The sequence below is a fragment of the Bacillus sp. FSL H8-0534 genome (assembly GCF_038005885.1).
GTDB lineage: Bacteria > Bacillota > Bacilli > Bacillales > Bacillaceae_G > Bacillus_A > Bacillus_A pseudomycoides.
In genome coordinates this window covers 3,219,509-3,238,838 of sequence record NZ_JBBOUC010000001.1, presented here as the reverse complement: position 1 = coordinate 3,238,838, position 19,330 = coordinate 3,219,509, and the positions used below count along the sequence as shown (strand labels likewise).

At 37.0% G+C, this 19,330-nt stretch carries 21 protein-coding genes and 1 pseudogene; 9 read left to right on the top strand and 13 right to left on the bottom strand.

Annotated features, from left to right (window positions below; genetic code table 11):
• Nucleotides 1-66 precede the first annotated feature (66 nt).
• Nucleotides 67-576 (bottom strand): YwhD family protein, encoded by a 510-nt coding sequence (locus MHH71_RS16625; RefSeq protein ID WP_003202432.1) that lies wholly within the window; start codon nt 574-576, stop codon nt 67-69.
• A 25-nt stretch (nt 577-601) separates the two neighbouring features.
• Nucleotides 602-1,276 carry a site-2 protease family protein gene (locus MHH71_RS16620; protein ID WP_003202430.1) on the bottom strand — a complete coding sequence of 225 codons (675 nt, stop codon included), beginning with the start codon at nt 1,274-1,276 and terminating at the stop codon, nt 602-604.
• A 112-nt stretch (nt 1,277-1,388) separates the two neighbouring features.
• On the opposite strand from MHH71_RS16620, the gene MHH71_RS16615 reads away from it, so the two are divergent.
• Nucleotides 1,389-1,574: a 2-hydroxymuconate tautomerase gene (locus MHH71_RS16615; protein WP_001147172.1), complete on the top strand. Its 186-nt coding sequence runs from the start codon at nt 1,389-1,391 to the stop codon at nt 1,572-1,574.
• 41 nt (nt 1,575-1,615) lie between these two features.
• Here MHH71_RS16615 and MHH71_RS16610 read toward each other — a convergent pair whose 3' ends face one another.
• The 6 genes from MHH71_RS16610 to MHH71_RS16585 form a co-directional block, all read right to left on the bottom strand.
• Nucleotides 1,616-2,920 (bottom strand): HD domain-containing protein, encoded by a 1,305-nt coding sequence (locus tag MHH71_RS16610; RefSeq protein WP_016112734.1) that lies wholly within the window; start codon nt 2,918-2,920, stop codon nt 1,616-1,618.
• A 126-nt stretch (nt 2,921-3,046) separates the two neighbouring features.
• Nucleotides 3,047-3,988 (bottom strand): ABC transporter substrate-binding protein, encoded by a 942-nt coding sequence (locus MHH71_RS16605; RefSeq protein ID WP_006096697.1) that lies wholly within the window; start codon nt 3,986-3,988, stop codon nt 3,047-3,049.
• Between the two features lie 200 nt (nt 3,989-4,188).
• Nucleotides 4,189-5,001: an ABC transporter ATP-binding protein gene (locus tag MHH71_RS16600; protein ID WP_003202423.1), complete on the bottom strand. Its 813-nt coding sequence runs from the start codon at nt 4,999-5,001 to the stop codon at nt 4,189-4,191.
• A 15-nt stretch (nt 5,002-5,016) separates the two neighbouring features.
• On the bottom strand, nt 5,017-6,033 hold the full coding sequence (locus MHH71_RS16595) for a FecCD family ABC transporter permease (protein ID WP_018764889.1): 1,017 nt from the start codon (nt 6,031-6,033) through the stop codon (nt 5,017-5,019).
• Nucleotides 6,030-7,085 carry a FecCD family ABC transporter permease gene (locus tag MHH71_RS16590; RefSeq protein ID WP_006096699.1) on the bottom strand — a complete coding sequence of 352 codons (1,056 nt, stop codon included), beginning with the start codon at nt 7,083-7,085 and terminating at the stop codon, nt 6,030-6,032. The genes MHH71_RS16595 and MHH71_RS16590 overlap by 4 nt, the downstream gene beginning before the upstream one ends.
• A 325-nt stretch (nt 7,086-7,410) precedes the next feature.
• Nucleotides 7,411-7,635, bottom strand: coding sequence for a DUF1450 domain-containing protein (locus MHH71_RS16585; RefSeq protein ID WP_003202417.1), 225 nt, complete (start codon nt 7,633-7,635; stop codon nt 7,411-7,413).
• Between the two features lie 452 nt (nt 7,636-8,087).
• On the opposite strand from MHH71_RS16585, the gene MHH71_RS16580 reads away from it, so the two are divergent.
• A complete protein-coding gene (locus MHH71_RS16580; protein WP_006096703.1) occupies nt 8,088-8,753 on the top strand; it encodes an RsfA family transcriptional regulator in 666 nt (221 codons plus the stop codon).
• Between the two features lie 179 nt (nt 8,754-8,932).
• Here the strand turns inward: MHH71_RS16580 and MHH71_RS16575 are convergent.
• A pseudogene (locus MHH71_RS16575) lies at nt 8,933-9,154 on the bottom strand (lipoprotein BA_5634 family protein); the annotation flags it as partial.
• A 41-nt stretch (nt 9,155-9,195) separates the two neighbouring features.
• Between MHH71_RS16575 and MHH71_RS16570 the strand changes: the two are divergent.
• Entirely contained in the window at nt 9,196-10,041 is an 846-nt protein-coding gene (locus tag MHH71_RS16570) for a lipoate--protein ligase family protein (protein ID WP_033799267.1), read from the top strand.
• Between the two features lie 32 nt (nt 10,042-10,073).
• Here the strand turns inward: MHH71_RS16570 and pta are convergent, their stop codons facing one another.
• Complete coding sequence (pta, locus tag MHH71_RS16565) at nt 10,074-11,045, bottom strand: phosphate acetyltransferase (protein ID WP_003202407.1); 972 nt, start codon at nt 11,043-11,045, stop codon at nt 10,074-10,076.
• Nucleotides 11,046-11,425: 380 nt separating this feature from the next.
• Here pta and hemQ point away from each other — a divergent pair, with 380 nt between their 5' ends.
• The 4 genes from hemQ (at nt 11,426) to gerQ (ending at nt 14,725) form a co-directional block, all read left to right on the top strand.
• On the top strand, nt 11,426-12,169 hold the full coding sequence (gene hemQ, locus MHH71_RS16560) for a hydrogen peroxide-dependent heme synthase (RefSeq protein WP_006096706.1): 744 nt from the start codon (nt 11,426-11,428) through the stop codon (nt 12,167-12,169).
• Nucleotides 12,170-12,362: 193 nt separating this feature from the next.
• Entirely contained in the window at nt 12,363-13,640 is a 1,278-nt protein-coding gene (locus MHH71_RS16555) for a serine hydrolase (protein ID WP_006096707.1), read from the top strand.
• 198 nt (nt 13,641-13,838) lie between these two features.
• Complete coding sequence (locus MHH71_RS16550; protein ID WP_003202402.1) at nt 13,839-14,261, top strand: cell wall hydrolase; 423 nt, start codon at nt 13,839-13,841, stop codon at nt 14,259-14,261.
• A gap of 26 nt (nt 14,262-14,287) precedes the next feature.
• Nucleotides 14,288-14,725: a spore coat protein GerQ gene (gene gerQ / locus MHH71_RS16545; RefSeq protein ID WP_003202400.1), complete on the top strand. Its 438-nt coding sequence runs from the start codon at nt 14,288-14,290 to the stop codon at nt 14,723-14,725.
• Nucleotides 14,726-14,760: 35 nt separating this feature from the next.
• Here gerQ and MHH71_RS16540 read toward each other — a convergent pair whose 3' ends face one another.
• From MHH71_RS16540 to MHH71_RS16530, 3 genes are all read right to left on the bottom strand, one after another.
• A complete protein-coding gene (locus tag MHH71_RS16540; RefSeq protein WP_003202398.1) occupies nt 14,761-15,129 on the bottom strand; it encodes a DUF423 domain-containing protein in 369 nt (122 codons plus the stop codon).
• A gap of 64 nt (nt 15,130-15,193) precedes the next feature.
• Complete coding sequence (locus tag MHH71_RS16535) at nt 15,194-15,481, bottom strand: YwdI family protein (RefSeq protein WP_006096709.1); 288 nt, start codon at nt 15,479-15,481, stop codon at nt 15,194-15,196.
• 6 nt (nt 15,482-15,487) lie between these two features.
• Nucleotides 15,488-16,480: a potassium channel family protein gene (locus MHH71_RS16530; RefSeq protein WP_006096710.1), complete on the bottom strand. Its 993-nt coding sequence runs from the start codon at nt 16,478-16,480 to the stop codon at nt 15,488-15,490.
• A 94-nt stretch (nt 16,481-16,574) separates the two neighbouring features.
• On the opposite strand from MHH71_RS16530, the gene MHH71_RS16525 reads away from it, so the two are divergent.
• On the top strand, nt 16,575-17,858 hold the full coding sequence (locus MHH71_RS16525; protein ID WP_006096712.1) for a purine/pyrimidine permease: 1,284 nt from the start codon (nt 16,575-16,577) through the stop codon (nt 17,856-17,858).
• 419 nt (nt 17,859-18,277) lie between these two features.
• The gene (locus tag MHH71_RS16520; RefSeq protein ID WP_003209257.1) at nt 18,278-19,099 is read left to right on the top strand and encodes a Cof-type HAD-IIB family hydrolase; all 822 of its coding nucleotides are present in this window, start codon (nt 18,278-18,280) and stop codon (nt 19,097-19,099) included.
• Nucleotides 19,100-19,330 lie beyond the last annotated feature (231 nt).

The following is a 19,330-nucleotide window of genomic DNA, read 5'->3' as shown; positions in this document are numbered from 1 at the left end:
AAGAGAAATACTACCATACCCCAAAAACACCAAAGGCTACCAGAATTTCTCCCGGTAGCCTTAAAATTATTCTCCTAATAATGCATGACGCAATTCTTCACTAGACTCGTTCCAAATTGCTTCATTATGCTCTTTTAAGAATGTACCAAGCACCTTCTTAGATGGTTCATCCATATGGTCAACCATGATGTAACGTTTTAATGATTTATCCATCTTGTTTACATGCTCTGGAAGTGATTTATAACCACGGCGAATTTCACGATCAACTGTCATCTCACAAGCTGTTACACCTGCATAGTAAGCACCTTTTGCCGTTCTCTCAATTGTTACCCACACAAGCCAATACGGTTTTCCATTTGGAACTTCATCTTTATTTGTTAAAAACTTAATCCCTTTTTCCACAGTACTACGCGCATGCATCGCACCAATATCAACAAATGCAGTTTGCTCTAATACATCTACAAAAACAGGTGAAATATTTTCTAAACTTAACGCCCCAACACCAAAGCCACCATGCCCATCTGTTGAATCATTCTTCACAATATTAAAACCGATTTTTTTCTTTTTCTCTGTCATATGTAAACTCCTCCTCACTCATGTATTACATTAGCCCAAATATAGGTGCAATAATACTTTGTAAAAATCCTAGTACGTGCGGGATTACTACACTGAAAATTGGTTGAATTGTATAACGGTCAAGCGGTGTAATAACAAGAATCAATAAAGCAATTGCTCCATATTTCTCATATTGCGTCATTTTCGCACGAACATTTGCCGGTGCTAAGTCTTCAATTACACGATATCCATCCAGCGGTGGAATCGGTAATAAGTTAAAAACAAATAAAACGATATTAAGAACAATAAAAATTTGGAAGAATTGACCTAATGTATCCGCCACCGCAAATGGGATGGCATCTAGTACTCCAAACCTTAACAAACTGTACCAAATGATTAAACCGATAGCACTTAAGATTAGGTTACTAATCGGTCCTGCAATAGAAACTAGTACACCAGCAAGACGTGGTCTTTTAAAGTTATAAGGGTTAACAGGTACCGGACGTGCCCAACCGAACCCAAGAATTAATACTGCAATCATTCCGATCGGGTCTAAATGAGACATTGGTGATAAAGTTAAACGCCCCTGCCTTTTCGCTGTATCATCACCAAACTTATATGCAACATATGCATGTGCAAATTCATGCATAGACAACGCGATAATAATAGCCATTGCTACCAGTGGAATTTGGTGCAGTGGATATCTAAATAACTGATCCATACTTCATCTCCTCTTCATTATGTCAAAAAAAGAAAATATTTGTTTTTTCGATTGTTCTTCCTTAGAATCCGTTATAATAAGATTGTAACTTACATAAAAGGAGCGATTGTACATGCCATACGTAACAGTGAAAATGCTAGAAGGACGCACAGAAGAACAAAAGAAAGCTCTTGCTGAGAAAGTAACAACAGCAGTAAGCGAAACAACTGGTGCTCCAGAAGAAAACATCGTTGTTTTCATCGAAGAAATGTCTAAAAATCATTATGCAGTTGGCGGAAAACGCTTAAGCGACAAATAATTTCAGTTTTCTTTACTAAGAAGCAGTCCTATGACTGCTTCTTATTTCTTTCCTTCTAATAACTCAATAATTTTCTCTTTATATTTTCCTTTTCTTCCATCTTCATAGATTAAATCATGCGGATAGAAAAGTTTTTGATCCCTTCTCTTCTTACCAGTAATCGCTTCTACAATATCAGATTCACGCGAAAGCTCTCTGAGATCTCCATTTGGCATAAGAAGCAAGATTGGAAGCCGCTCTTCTTCTTCTCCGGCACGGTAAAAGTCATACGGTAAGTCCGATGTTGAATCAACAACTAAATAGTACTCTGGATCGAGTCCAATCTTTTTAAATAAACTACTTAATTCCATCCAATTATCTAAACCATGATTCTCTGTAAACTCTACATATTTAAAGAGATTTCGGTTCATAAAACGGCGACATAAATCACTTAGAATTTGGTCATCTTCATCTTGCCATACCTGGAAATAATAATACATTACATTCTCGTCTAGCTTTAAATAATCCTCTACTGTTACCTCTTCTTCAAATAAAGAATAGAAATGAACAGGATGATACTTAAATGTATAATACTGCTCATGCAATGTTTTCGCACGGTGTAAAATCTTTGTTAAAATAACTTCTGCACTGCGCGTTACCGGATGGAAATACACTTGCCAGTACATTTGATAGCGACTCATAATATAATGCTCAACAGCGTGCATACCGCTATTTTTAATTACTACTTGATTTCCGTATGGGCGCATAACACGCAATATACGTTCCATATCAAAATTCCCGTACTTCACACCAGTAAAATAGGCATCTCTTAATAAATAATCCATACGATCTGCATCAATTTGACTAGAGATCATACTAATTGCTAATTTATTATCAGACGTTTTCGCAATAACATCTGCTACTTTTTGTGGAAACTCTCGGTCTACGCGGCCGAGTACATCATTGATTTCCGTATCACCAACAATAATTTTTTGTGTGAACTTCTCATGATCTAATGAAAAAACTTTTTCAAAGGAGTGTGAGAACGGACCATGTCCAACATCATGCAAGAGCGCTGCACATAAACATAATAATCTATCTTCTGCATTCCAATTTGGTCTGCCATCAAACACATCATCAATCATACGACGAATAATCTCATATACACCTAATGAATGAGTAAAGCGACTATGTTCCGCACCATGAAATGTAAAAAATGTCGTTCCAAGCTGCTTAATACGGCGCAAACGTTGAAATTCCTTCGTTCCGATTAAATCCCAAATTACGCGATCACGCACGTGCACATATTTATGTACTGGGTCTTTAAACACTTTTGTTTCGCTGAGTTTGTCGTTTAAATATACCATATCGACACCCTCCTTCCTTACTACATTCTTATCTTTATTATAAACGAAAGACTATAGAAATGCATAAAATTCCCCTATATACAGAAAATCACCTTCGCCAAAACGAAAGTGATTTTTCTGTATATATTATTTTCCTAAAACAAACTCAGCAATTTCGTCTAAGATCATTTCTTTACCAAGTGGGAAGTACCCTTTGTTTAGGTCTTCGTTTTTGATTGTGAATACGTGGTTGTTCTTAACAGCGTTCATGTTTTTCCAAATTGTTTCTTCTTGGAATTCTTTTAAGCGCTGAGAACCATCACCAGTTGTAAATACGAATAAGTAGTCTGGGTTGTAATCAATTAAAGCTTCTTTTTGTACTTGTACTAGCGGTTTATCAGTTGGTGTACCTTGAACAGCTGGTAATTTTAAATCTTTAAAGAGTACGCTACCGTAACCGTAGTCACCATATACACGGAATGCATTTGGATATGCAGCCATCTTCATGAACTTCGCATCACCAGTTTTTGCAACGATTTTATCGTGTAATTTACTTGCTTTTTCATCATATCCCTTGAACCATGCAGTTGTTTCTTTTTCTTTACCGAAGATTTTACCTAGTTCTTCAAACTTGGGACGCCATTGATCTAATGGAGTTTTTAACATAACTGTTGGTGCAATTTTAGATAATTGATCATAAATTTTTTCTTGGCGGTTGTTCACAAGAATTAAATCTGGTTTTGCAGCAGCTACTGCTTCAATGTTAATTTTATCGCCCCATGCAGAGCCAACTGGTTTTACATCTTTTAATTTATCTGCAATATGTGCATCGATTTTCTCTTGAGACGTATTTGCAGTAATGATTGGTTTCATTCCAAAGATTAATAATTCTTCTGTTGAACCACTAAGGTCAGCAATTTTCTTTGGATTTGCAGGAATTTTAATTTCCCCTTTTGCATGTTGTACAGTGCGCTCTTCAACTTTCGCATCTGCTTTCTTTTCTTCTTTCTTATCAGAAGAACAAGCTGCAAATAGTACAGAAGTAACTACTAGTACCATTGCTAGTAACGTCGCTTTGAATTTCTTCATATTCCCACTCCTTCTGGATGTATTTCTCTTATAAGCTACATATCACTATAAGAAACTACAACCAACAGTTTATTAATATATATTTATTAATCGTTATATGTAACCCGTTCTAACGGGCGTTCAACTTACCAGCTCGAATGAGAAGCTCAACGTCCATTAGAATCCCTCCCCTCTATCAAAGTAGGAGGGGAAGATTCCATCTATGCTTTCTCACGTAACTGATTATTAATCATCATTAAATCGTATGTTAAACAAATTGGTTTACAGTTTACAGGACATGGAACAATTTGTGCTTCTATTTCAAACACATTGCGAAGCGTTTCACTTGTCATTACTTCATCTGGTGTCCCTTGCTTCATTAACTTACCAGCTTTCAAAGCAACCATATGATCTGAAAAACGAGAAGCATGGTTTAAATCATGAATAACCATGACAATTGTGCGGCCTTCTTCTTGATTTAATTTTTTTAATAAATTTAATACTTCCAGTTGGTGAGCCATATCTAAGTATGTAGTTGGTTCGTCTAGTACGAGTAAATCCGTACCTTGCGCAAGAGCCATTGCAATCCAAACGCGTTGACGTTGACCACCCGATAAGGCTTCTGCTGAACGATTCGCAAATTCTGTCATCCCTGTTACCTCAAGTGCCCAGTGGATGTAGCGATAATCTTCTTCCTTCAACGTGCCAAACCCTTTTTGATGAGGGAAACGGCCATAAGAAACAAGTTCAAACACAGTAAGACCAGTTGGCACTTCTGCAGTTTGTGGCAAAATCGCCATTTTCTTTGCGATTTCTTTTGTTGGCTGTTTCTCAATTGCTTTTCCATCTAGGTAAACAGTACCTCGTTTTGCTTTCAAAATACGAGAAGCTGTTTTTAACAATGTGGATTTTCCGCATCCATTCGGCCCAATAATTGTTGTAATTTTCCCTTCTGGAATTTCAACTGACAATCCATCAATAATTAATCCTTCATTATAACCAACAGATACCGAATCAACCGCTAAAGTTGCCATACAAAACGCCTCCCTTTATTTTGTTCTCATAAGTAAATAAATGAAATACGGTGCACCAATTACAGAAATAACAAGACCGACCGGTATTTCTGATGTCGTTAACACACTTCGTGAAATTAAATCTGCAAATAACAGCAAGAGCGTTCCAATTAATGCCGCTGTAGGCAACATAATTTGATGCTTTCCGCCAACAAGTCGCCTTGCTAAATGCGGTGCCATTAAACCAATAAAACCAATTCCACCAGCAACCGCAACAGATGCTCCCGCTAAACAAACAGCAATGAATAATAATTTGCGTCTTTCTTTCTCTACGTTTACACCAAGTCCAACTGCCGCTGCATCTCCTAAATTCATTACATTTAACACATGCGCTTTCCGAATCGCAATTGGTAAAAAGATGAGCATCCATGGAAGTACGCTTAATACGAATTTCCAATCTGTTCCCCATAAACTTCCCGCTAACCAAATCGTGGCAAAACGGAAATCATTCGATGTCATTTTCATTGAAAAAATTAAGCTAACAGCGCTAAACCCAGCTGCTACTGCAATACCGACAAGTATTAAACGAGTTGATGAAACGCCGTCCTTCCATGCCAGTGCATAAATGATAACTGCTGCTAACACTGCACCAACTAATGCAAAGAATGGAAGAATGAATACAGATAGAAGTGTACCCGTCCCGACTTTTCCAAAAAAGAAATATACGAAAACAACAACTGTCAATCCCGCCCCGGCATTAATACCAATAATTCCAGGATCAGCAAGTGGATTTCGTGATAATCCTTGCATAATGGCACCGGATACCGCTAATGCTGAACCAACTAAGATGGCAATAACCATACGTGGCATACGAAATTCGAATAAAATAACGGACTGATCTTCTGCTCCTAGCCCGACCAATGACTTTAACACATCCATTGGTGGAATTTTAAACGTTCCTGTATTTAAACTAATAAGGAATACTGAAAAGATTAATCCAGCCAAAATCGTTACAATTGAAATGTTCTTTTTTGTTAAGACGCTTGTTCTCACATTTTTCCTCTCCCTTCATTACGTGCTAAGTAGAGGAAGAATGGAACGCCAATTAGTGCTGTAATCGCACCGATTGGTGTTTCAAACGGCGGATTAATAATACGAGATAACATATCCGCACATTCAATTAACAATCCGCCTAATATAGCAGAACATGGAATAACCCATCTATAATCTGAACCGACAAGAAAACGTGTCATATGGGGGATTACAAGCCCAACAAACCCAACGGATCCTGCCATAGATACGGCTGAACCTGTTAAAACAAGAACAAGTACAGTTCCGATAAATTTAATTAATGTTGTATTTTGTCCAAGTCCAATCGCAATTTCTTCACCGAAACTTAAGATTGTAATGTACCTGGACATCATAATCGCAATAGCGAGACAAATAAGTCCAATCGGCAATAACATATCAATGCTTTGCCACTTCACACCAGCAACACCGCCTGCATTCCACATACTCACCTCTTGAGCAAGATTGAAATACAAAGCGATTCCAGATGAAATAGCCCCAAGTAAAGCACTAATTGCCGCTCCAGCTAACGCTAATTTAACAGGTGTTAATCCTCCTGGTGAAGAAGCTCCAATGCCGTATACAATACTTGCACCAAATGCTGCTCCAACAAAAGAAGCGATAACAAACATTAAATACGGTGAATTTGGAAAAAACGCATACATAATTGCAATTCCAAACACAGCCCCATCAGTAATCCCCATTAATGATGGAGATGCGAGCGGGTTTCGCGTCATTCCTTGCATAATGGCACCGGATACCGCTAAAAATGCACCAGCAACAACACCGCCAATTGCTCTAGGCATGCGCAGCTCCCAAATCACATTATGATGCGTCAAAGAACCATCAAACTGAAAGACAGCTTGCCATACAGTCTTTAAACTAATATCCGCTGCACCAAATGAAATTGAAGTTGCCATACTTAAAGCTAATAAAATTGTTCCCGCTATTAAAATAATAGAAGCAATAAGCGGTCTGCTCTTAATCTCTTTCACATTTACTTCTTGTTGTTCTATACTCCTCGCACTAGCTTCCATCCCTCAACCATCCTAACCAACAACATATATTTAACAAAATGAGATTTATTCTCAAGAAACAGCAAAAAGAAAATTGGGTGTATCCACCCTTTTTGATAATGATTATCAGAATCACATTTTCTATTCTACCTACCATTACAAAAGGCTGTCAACCATTATTTTGCAATATAAAACTAATGTAGTTCATACGAAACCGATATCATAATAGGAAGTTTATCCACTAGTAAATGACCCAATAACAGTCCTCTACCTTTCCTTATTTAAAAATAATTTTTCTTTTTTAGAACATAAAAAAAGAAGAGTAGATTGTTTACTCTTCTTTTTCTTATTTATTTAGTTTTGCTTCAATTTTTTTAATCAGTTCATCTTCATTTGGTGCTGCAACTGGACGATTATTAACAAAAGCGAACGACTTTTTACGTCCCGGTCCACAATATGATTGACATCCAACTTCGATATTTGCACATGAATCTACCTTTTTGAGTCGTGGTATCAGCGTCTTAATATTCGTTGCCTGACAATCATCACACACACGAAATTCATTTCCCATTCTATATAACACTTCCTCTATTTTCAACTTTTCACAAGTACATTTAAAAATAAACACTAAATGGTATTTTACCGCTCTTTGAAGGTTGATGCAAGTTTTCCTCTGTACGATTTATTTCTAATATTTTCTCGTTATCCCTCTCTTTATAAGCACAATTCATCCACATATATAAGTACAAATTAAAAAAACGATATAAAAACCTTTCTTTTTAGGTAGGAGAGAGCATCCGGCCATGCATAGGCGCGGTCTCCTGCCCCATGCCAAGTAAAAACAAAGAGAGAAAACGAGTGCATCTTCATAACCGCGACTTTTATGTTGGAAAATCAAAATGGATTTGTATAGAAATTCTTCTTTATCAAAATCTACCATATTTTTAAAAGCTTTGTATAAAAGCAATTTCTTTTGTCCATTATAAAAATAGGAAGTTTATAAAAAGAAAGGGAGTTGAATCTATGAAAGTAAGACAAGATGCTTGGACAGACGAAGATGATCTATTACTCGCTGAAACCGTACTACGTCATGTTCGAGAAGGAAGTACACAATTAAATGCATTTGAAGAAGTTGGCGATCAGTTAAATCGCACATCAGCTGCTTGTGGTTTTCGTTGGAATGCTGTCGTTCGTTATAGCTATGAACAGGCGCTGCAACTAGCAAAAAGACATCGAAAAGATAAAATGAGAGCTGCTAGTGGTGAACATGCGAAAAAACGCCTGCTTTATACGCCATCAGCTTCAGCAGTAATTACAGTCGATGAAGAGCCAGTCGTAAATAACACCGTTCCACGTTCGGAACCAGCTGTATCTAGTACCTCTATAACAATGCAAGATGTAATTTACTTTTTACAAACGGTAGGGTCTTCAAGCGTAAAAGTAACAGCTCTTGAAAATGAGAATGTGAGATTGAAACAAGAAATTAAGGCGCAAATGCTTCGAAATGAAGAATTAGAGAAGAAACTAGAAAAGCTAGAACAACAATCTAATACAGTACAAGAAGACTACGAAACGCTCATGAATATTATGAACCGTGCTCGTAAATTAGCATTAATGGATGATGAAGAGCAAACGCAAACCTCATTTCGCATGGATCGAAACGGTAATTTAGAAAAAATTGCAGAATAAAAAGGATGCGATGAACGCATCCTTTTTATTTTGATTCAATCATATAAGCTTCTTCTATATAAGTACAAACTGAAAAACCGACATAAAACCTAATCTTTAGGTGAGAGAGAGCAAGTGCAGGTCACCTTTTGTTCTTCGAGGTAGCGACTTATATGTTGAAAAATCAAAATGAATTTATATATTTTAGACTCTCTCTTTATATCTGGGAAATCTCTTTTTTTCGGATTTCCTTTACATGCTACTACCCCAATTGTTTTTACTGACTGACTAATTGTTTGATATGCTACATCGCTTACGATTGCGTACATATCTGCATATTTACGTACATCGCCAATAATTACATTACCTTCATATTTCATTTTCTTTCCGTCAACCACTACATCATTTTGCTCCATGTTTGCTATAATAAAGATTGTCATTTTATAGATAAGGGGTTAGTTATATGAGCAATTCCCGTTCGATTTTATCTCAACCAGAGTGGCGTATCGTGGATCAGTCTAGTTTAGGCCAGACTTTTCATGCTCTACAGTCATTTGCAATGGATGATACGCTATGTACAACAATCGGAAATGGTACATCTGCTTCAGCAATGCGCTCTTGGGTTCATCACAATACAATTGTTCTTGGCATTCAAGATTCTCGCCTTCCTCATTTAAATGAGGGGATTTCCTTTTTAAAAAAGAACAACTTCCATGTCATTGTCCGCAATTCAGGTGGTCTTGCAGTCGTACTTGATGAAGGGGTTTTAAATATATCACTTCTATTCCAAGAAACAGAAAAAGGAATTGATATCGATCTTGGATACGATACGATGTGGCATTTAATTAAGGAAATGTTAAAAGATTACGATGTCGATATCGAGGCAAAAGAAATCGTTGGCTCTTATTGTCCAGGTAGCTATGATTTAAGTATTCGTGATCAAAAATTCGCAGGTATTTCACAGCGCCGCATTCGCGGAGGGATTGCCGTACAAATTTATTTATGTGCTACAGGCAGTGGCTCCGAACGCGCGGCACTTGTTCGTGATTTCTACAACTTAGCAATTCAAGGAAAAGAAACAAGATTCACGTATCCTGAAATTGTTCCAAGTACAATGGCCTCATTGTCTGAACTACTTGGTGAAACGATTACCGTTCAAGACTTAATGATGCGCCTGTTAAAAACATTACAGCATTTCGCACCCAAATTAACACCATCACAATTAACAGTTGATGAAGTTCCTTTGTACGAAATGAATTTACAACGTATCATCGATCGCAATAATAAAGCACTTGATCTCGAAAAGTAATAAAAGCCCCGCTATATAGCGGGGCTTTTTAATTATAGTGCTTGAGCTGCTGTAATTAAAGCTAGCTTGTACACTTCTTCTTCGTTACAACCGCGAGATAAATCGTTTACTGGCATGTTTAAGCCTTGTAAGATTGGTCCCACTGCTTCAAAGTTACCTAGGCGTTGTGCAATTTTGTAACCGATATTACCAGCTTCTAAGCTTGGGAATACAAATACGTTAGCATCACCTTTAATAACAGAACCTGGTGCTTTTTTCTCAGCTACAGATGGTACGAATGCAGCGTCAAATTGGAACTCACCGTCTAATGTTAATTCAGGAGCCATTTCTTTCGCAATGCGAGTTGCTTCTACAACTTTTTCTGTTTCTGGAGATTTCGCAGAACCTTTTGTAGAGAAGCTTAACATTGCAACACGTGGATCGATGCCGAATAACTCAGCAGTTTTCGCACTTTCAATACCAATTTCAGCTAAATCTTGGCTGTTTGGTGCAATATTGATTGCGCAATCAGCGAATACATACTTCTCATCTTCACGTACCATGATGAATACGCCTGAAGTTTTTGTAACACCTGGTTTTGTTTTAATAATTTGAAGTGCTGGACGAACTGTGTCAGCTGTAGAATGAGCTGCACCACTTACTAAACCGTGTGCTTTACCCATGTATACAAGCATTGTACCGAAGTAGTTTTCGTCTTTAAGGATTTTACGTGCATCTTCTTCTGTCGCTTTCCCTTTACGGCGTTCAACGAAAGATGCTACCATTGCATCCATTTCTTCATATGTAGCTGGGTCATAAATATCAACACCTGCTAATGTTAAGTTCATGCTAGCAGCTTTTGCACTAATTTCCTCTTTATTCCCAACTAAGATTGGCTTTACTAACTCTTCTTTTGCTAAACGCTCTGCAGCGCCTAAAATTCTTTCATCAGTTCCTTCAGGAAGTACGATAGAAATACCTTTTCCTTGAACTTTTTCTTTTACTGCTGTAAATAAATCGCTCACGAATAAACCCTCCTACAAATGTTAAAAAAACTCTACTTTTAAGAATACTTCTTTTCATCTATATTTTAAACTTATAGCTCTTAAAAAATAGGCAAAATAAAAATGATTATATTTTCATAAAATTCAGCATGGTTAATTTGTTATAAAACATTGATGAAAAACCTTTCTTTTTAGATGGGAGAGAGCATCCGGCTATGCATAGAAGCAATCAGGAAATTTTTCCACCCCATGCCAAGTGAAAACAAAATGGATTTATACATATTCTCTTCCTAGCATTTTTAAAATGTGACAATTTTATGCACCCAAGCTTTACACAGGTGACTTTAAACCTATATATGCTATAGTTAACGTGTAAAATATCATTAACTGAGGTGAATAGAATGAGTGAAGCAGCAAAAACGTTAGATGGTTGGTATTGTTTACATGATTTACGTTCTATCGACTGGGCAGCTTGGAAAACATTATCTAGTGACGAACGCGGACAAGCAATGTTTGAATTTTTAAACGTCATCGAAAAATGGAACAAGGTCGCATCCTCAAAACAAGGTAGTCATGCAATGTATACAGTCGTTGGTCAAAAGGCGGATATTATGTTTATGATTTTACGTCCAACAATGGAAGAATTAAATGAAATTGAAACAGAATTAAATAAAACAACATTAGCTGAATATATGGTTCCTGCATACTCTTACGTATCTGTTGTTGAGTTAAGTAACTACCTTCCAGCTGATGAAGATCCATACCAAAACCCTCAAATCCTAGCACGCTTATACCCTGAATTACCAGAAGCAAATCATATTTGTTTCTATCCAATGGACAAGCGTCGTCAAGGTGATGATAACTGGTACATGCTTCCAATGGAAGAACGCAAAAAACTTATGTACAGCCATGGTAAAATTGGTCGTCAATATGCAGGTAAGGTACGTCAAGTTATTACAGGTTCTGTCGGCTTTGACGATTACGAGTGGGGTGTAACGCTATTCGCTGACGACATCCTTCAATTTAAAAAGCTTGTATACGAAATGCGCTTTGATGAAGTAAGTGCTCGCTATGGTGAATTCGGAACATTCTTTGTTGGTAACATCTTACCACGCGAAAAAGTAGCAAAATTTTTATACGTATAGTACAAAAAAGGAACGAAATTCGTTCCTTTTTCTTAATATCCTATCAAAACTCTTCAAAATCCTCTTTTTTCGTCAAATTCAAGCAATATTAGACAAGAAATCGTCAAATCCCCTGTTAAATTATAACTTTCTTATATTCAAAATCATGCTAAAATGGTACGAGCTATATGCTAATAACGATGCGAAGGTGATAATGTATATGAGGAAAATTTTATCTATTTTACTAGTGTTTCTATTGTCATTTTCTTCCTTAGGAGTAACAACCTCCCATGCAGAAGAAAAAATACATATAGAAGCGGCGGCTGCCATTCTTTTTGATGCAGATACAGGAAAAATACTGCATGAGCAAAATCCAGATGAATTACTAGCTATTGCTAGCATGTCAAAACTTATTGTTGTTTACTCCGTTTTGGAAGCAATTAAAGAAGGAAAAATAACATGGGATACAAAAGTAAACATCTCTGATTACGCTTATGAAATTTCCCGTAATAATGAATTCTCTAACGTTCCTTTCGAAAAAGGCCTACAATATACAGTTAAAGAATTATATCATTCTATTGTTATCTTCTCTGCAAATGGATCCAGCATTGCGCTTGCTGAACTTCTTGCGGGAAGTGAAAAAAATTTCTTAAACCTTGCAAATGAACACGCAAAAAAACTAGGGTTAAAGAAATATAAATTTGTAAATGCGACTGGATTAAATAATGCTGATTTAAAAGGAAAACATCCGGAAGGAACAGATCCGAATGGAGAAAACTCCTTATCAGCTCGCGATATGGGTATTCTATCAAGAACAATTATTACAAAGTATCCAGAAATACTAGAGGATACAAAACAAAGATTTAGAAACTTTCCAGATAACCATCCAAAACCAATTCGCATGGAAAACTGGAACTGGATGTTACCAGGTGCTGCTTTTGCTTATGAAGGAACAGATGGTTTAAAAACGGGAAGTTCAGATACAGCTGGGTATGGATTTACAATTTCTGCAAAACGCGGTGATCTACGTCTCATCTCCGTTATTATTAAAACAAAATCAATGGATGAACGTTTCACAGAATCACGCGAATTAATTGATTACGGATTTAATAACTTTGAAAAGCAGAAATTAAAAATAGATAAAAACAATACAATTTCTGTTGTAAAAGGAAAAGAAGATACTGTAACTGTGACACCTGAAAAAGAGATAACGGTGATCTCAAAAAAAGGAAGTAAACCATCTTATAAAGTTTCTACTGAGGCAGATAAATCACTTGCCGAAGATGGGAAATTAGTTGCGCCAATCAAAAAAGATGCTAAAGTAGGTTCACTTGTTTTAGAATCAACTGATCAATACGGTTTCTTAGACGGAAGTAAGAAGATGAAAATCGCTGCAAAAACAACAGAAGAAGTAGAAAAGGAAAATTGGTTCGTATTAACAATGCGATCAATCGGTGATTTCTTCTCAAATATGTGGTCAAAAATATTCTAATTCATAAAAAAGCTAGCACATTTGCTAGCTTTTTCATTATCTTTCTCCCTCTAACGCTAAAATTCCCCTCCCTAAAACTTTGTTTGGTTGTCATATCTGGGTCCTTTTCCTCATACGTATGAACTAGTAATTGCTCCACAATTCATCTAGAAATAAACCTCTTTCTCTAGTGCAATCCATAAAGAGAGGTGAGACATAATGGGCGTTATCAACTATACAGAAGAAGACGTAAAATTATTAGCTAGACTCATGCGTGCAGAAGCTGAAGGCGAAGGGCAACAAGGCATGCTGATGGTTGGAAATGTAGGTGTAAATCGAGTTCGAGGAAATTGCTTAGATTTTAAACAAATACGGAATTTACGCCAAATGGTTTATCAAAATCCGGGTGGTTTTGAAGCAACGCAAAAAGGATACTTTTATCAACGAGCCCGTGAACAGGACATTGCCCTTGCAAGGCGTACAATTGAAGGGCAACGTTTTTGGCCTGCCAATTTTGCTTTATGGTTTTTTAGGCCCGAAGGTGCTTGTCCACCAACTTGGTATAATCAACAAAATTCAGGCCGTTTTAAAAAACACTGCTTCTTTCAACCATCCGCCGGGGATTGCCCAGCAGTATATTAAGGAATGAAAATGAGGAGGGACTTGTAATGGCACAGCAACAAAATCCATACTATGGAACGGGTTTTTATCAACCTTCAGGGGGATATATGCAACCACAACAACAAATGACGCCGCAGCAGCAACAAGCTATGCAACAGCAAGCTATGCAGCAACAAACTGCCCAAGCACAACTTGCAGTATCTCAAGGTATGCTCCCACTAGAGCAATCATATATTGAAAACATCCTTCGCTTAAACAAAGGAAAACCAGCAACTATTGTTATGACATATGAGCGCGGCAGTTCACTTGGCACACAATCCTATACAGGTATTATTGAAGCAGCTGGACGTGATCACATCGTCATCAGCGAACCAAAATCCGGAAAAAGATTCTTACTACTTATGATTTACTTAGATTATGTAGAATTCCCTGGAGAAATCACGTATTTACCTAGCCAACCAGCAACCTATGCTCCAAGACCATAAAAAAAGCTGGCATTTGCCAGCTTTTGTTTTTGTCTTTATAATCCTTTTACAACTGCAGTTCCTAGTAAAATCCAGCCTACAATAAACGCTACACCACCAAGTGGTGTAATCGGTCCGAAAAACTTAATCCCCGTCGTACTTAATGCATATAGACTTCCAGAGAACATAATAATTCCCGCTACCATAAACCAGCCTGCTGTGCTTACAAGAGAAGATTGAATCTTATCCATTAATAACGCAACAACAAATAATCCTCCAGCATGAAACATTTGATATGTAACACCTGTTTTCCAAACTTCTAACATTTTTGCAGAAACCTTATTTTCTAAACCATGTGCACCAAAAGCACCTAACGCGACAGATAACCCGGCTGTAATACAGCCCAATAAGAAGAAAATTTTCATTGGAATTCCCCTTTTTTATCTTTATAATAAGAAATTTTTACATATTAGCCAACCAATTTAGCTTTTAGAAGTCAAATAACGAATTACCATTTGCACCATCTTCTTTTATATAGACAGGTTCTCCAGAAACCGCCGCAATCGGTTGAACCGTCATCGTCGGATGTGGTGTTATAACTTGTGATTGTAGCCTTGGCTCTACATATGCAGAAGTTTCAATCTGTTCATCTAATAATAAATCACATAAAGCACGAACCACTAAAAGATGTTCTTTTGCCTTTCGTCCTTCACTATTTTTTGCTTTCGCAACTTCATTTGCCATTTTATTTAAAATTTTATCGCTCGATATTTGCATTCCTAATCACCTCGTACTTTGTAGTTCTTTCTCAAATTGCCCCAGCTTCTCTACTGGACCAAATACTATTATCATATCATGTTCTTGTAATTTTTCCTGCCCTGTTGGATTATGAATAATATTTCCATCTCGTAAAATCGCTAAAATTGTAACATCAAATTGATTTCTCACATTGCTTTCTATCAATGTTTTTCCAATTAAAAAAGACCTTTCGCCAATTTGAACTTCCTCTATTGCAAAAGCCTGATCTGTTCCATAAAGTACCGTATCAATATAATGAACCGTTAACGGATTTGCGATTCCTTTTGCAATATGAATTCCAGCCATACTGGATGGATTAATAACTTTATTGGCACCAGCACGGCGTAATTTCCCTTCCGTTTCTGGCTTTTCAGCTCTAGCCACAATTTTAATTGTACTATTTAATCCTCGTGCTGTTAATGTAATGAATACATTTTCAGCATCATTTGCAACAATCGCTACTAAGCCAGCAGCCCTTGTAATTCCCGCCTTACGTAACACCTGATCTTCCGTGGCATCACCATGTACATATAAAAGCTTTTCTTTCTCTAGTACTTCTTCTTCTTTATCAACAACAACAAATGGAATATTCTTTTCCTGTAATTCGTGTACAACTTGAAGTCCTACTCTACCACAACCACATACAATAATATGATCTTGTATTTGCGCTATTTGTTTGCCCATTTTCTTCCTCCGCACTGCATGAAATAAATTCCCCTCAATAATCATTGCTGCTACTACCCCGATTGCATATGTAACAATTCCTACACCAACAGGAATAATAAGAAGCGCAAAAATCTTCCCATCTTGTGTTAATGGAACTGCATCTCCATACCCAACCGTTAATACTGTAATCATTGTCATCCAAAAGGCTTGAAACAAACTAATCTCTTCTATCATCATAAATCCGATTGTTCCAAGAACTACAACAAAACACATACATATAACTGCAATCCATAATTGCCTGCGTGCATTCATCTCATTCTTCAACTCTTTTCTCTACTACAATCTTTGCCAGAGGAAATGAAATACGTATATACTAGAAGCGGAATCTACGAAAGAGGTTGATATAATGAAAACATTTCTTTCTGCCTTGCAATGGGCATTATTTATTTTGGCCGGTAGCCTCATTGTACCAATTAGTGTTGCTGCTAGTTATGGCCTTGAAGGTGCTGAAGCAATTGCATTTGTACAACGAACGTTATTTGTTCTTGGCTTTGCTGGCCTTCTGCAAGCTATATTTGGTCATAGGCTACCGATTCAAGAAGGGCCAGCTGGTCTTTGGTGGGGAATCTTCTCACTATACGCGAGTTTAGGTGTCGTATTATTTGGATCAAATAATGAAACACTCCGCGTCTTACAATACGCATTTCTGTTAAGCGGCATCATCTGTATTATCCTTAGTATTTTTGGACTTATTGATAAACTTGTCCGTTATTTTACACCAACAGTAATTGGAACATATTTATTCCTTCTCGTTGCCCAGCTCAGCGGTTCTTTTCTAAAAGGAATGTTCGGCCTTGATGGACAACATACTGAAGTACAAGCAAACGTCTTTATTCTTTCACTCATTGTTATTTTACTATCTTTTTTTATTCTGAAGCTACCTATTATTGGACAATACTCTGTTCTGTTCAGCATTGTCTTTGGATGGATCCTATTTGCATGCTTCGGATTATCTAATCAGGTTACACCGGTAACAGATCTCATCCGTCTACCGTCTCTATTCGTGTTTGGATTGCCTCGTATCGAATGGAACATGGCAATTACCGTTGTCTTTGTCACACTGTTGCTCTTAACGAACATGTTGGCAAGCATCCGTGTTGTGCAAAAGGTTGTTTCTACATATGAAGAAGGTGCAGTTCAAAATCGATTCAAACATGCCGGAATTATAACGGGCATAAATCAGCTTTTAGGTGGTCTTTTCTCAGCAATTGGACCAGTAGCTATTTCAGGTTCAGCTGGATTTATTGCAACAACAAATATTTATAAACGCCTTCCTTTCCTATTAGGATCAAGTTTTATTATTGTAATTAGTATATTTCCAAAGATTACATCATTCTTCGCCGCTATTCCTGTCGCCGTTGGATATGCTGCTATTTATCCTGTATTTGCAAGTATGATTGGTCTTGCCTTCCGTGAATATGACACCGTAGAAAATAAAGAGCGTTTATTCCGCGTCGCTGGTCTGTCTCTTTTCACAGGAATCGGGGTTATGTTTGTCCCGCCGCAGGCATTTTCGACCCTGCCACCATTTTTAGCATCATTTTTAAGCAATGGCCTTGTACTTGGTTCTGTCATGGCTATTTTGCTTGAAGTTTTATTTTCCCGTTCAAAGGAAAAACAACCATCGTAAATTGGAAAACTTCCATTATTGCACTCTACTTTCAGAGTTGTTAGGATAGAATTATCATGGGCAATATGCCCATGATAATATATACTAACAATACAGTAATCAGGCTCACTATATAAAATGAAACTTCCATCACCAATCAGGTTTTTGGTTTTTCACATATACATTACTGCTTTAAGAACAAAAGATGACCTGCACTCATTTTCTTCCTTTGTTTTAACTTGGCGTGGTGGCAGGAAAAGGATCTGACCGCTTCTATGCATGGGCGGATACTCTCTTCCATCTAAAAAGGAAGGGTTTCTATCTTTTTTTCAATTTATGTACCTTTAAAGAGGTTCGATGTCTTACTATTTAATCCTCATCGTTTTGCTAGAACGAATTTCTAACAATATCAACTTTCAACAAAGAAAGGAACTTTCTATATGTCTTATAAAATGATTGTTTTAGATTTAGATGATACTTTACTACGTGATGACCATACGATTTCAGAACGTACAAAACAGGCCTTAATGACTGCTCAAGAACAAGGTGTAAAAGTTGTGCTTGCTTCTGGCCGCCCAACATTTGGTATGCGTCATATTGCAAAGGAGCTTCGTCTAGAAGAATATGGAAGCTTCATCTTATCGTTTAATGGTGCAAAAATTATTAATTGTAAAACGGATGAAGAATTATTCAGCAGTACACTATCTCCTGAAATCGTTCACAATCTATATGAAATTAGTAAAGAAGAAGATGTTTGGATTCATACGTATATGGGCGATGATATTATAACGGAAGAAAATAATCCATATACAGAAATTGAAGGAACTCTTACAGGCATGTCAATTATTGAAGTAGACAGCTTTATCACTGCTGTACAAGAACCTGTTGTAAAAGTATTAATGAATAAAGAAGCTGAACGCCTTGTAGAAGTAGAGAAAAAACTTCAAAAACAACTAGAAGGCAAACTAAGTGTAATGCGTTCAAAACCATACTTCTTAGAGTTCACAGAAGCTGGTGTAACAAAAGGAACAAGCTTAAATCAATTGATTCAAAAACTTGGTATTAAGCGTGAGGAAGTAATCGCAATGGGCGATAGCTACAACGATCAAACAATGATCGAGTTCGCTGGCCTTGGTGTTGCGATGGGCAATGCTCCAGATGACATTAAAGAAATTGCAAACTACGTAACAGACACAAATATGAATGATGGCGTTGCTAAAGTTGTAGAGAAATTTGTGCTAAAAACCGAAGTTCTTGTTTAATATATAAATTTTTCAACATACAAGTTACTGCTTTGAAAACAAAAGGTGACCTGCACTCATTTTCCCCCTTTTTTTAACTTGGGGCATGGGGCTAAAAAAGGACCTAACCGCTTCTATGCATGGACGGATGCTCTCTCCCATCTAAAAGGAAAGGTTTTTTGTACTTATATAGATGCATTCACAAAACCCATTTGAAGTCAAATACTTCAAATGGGTTTTTATTTAAATGTA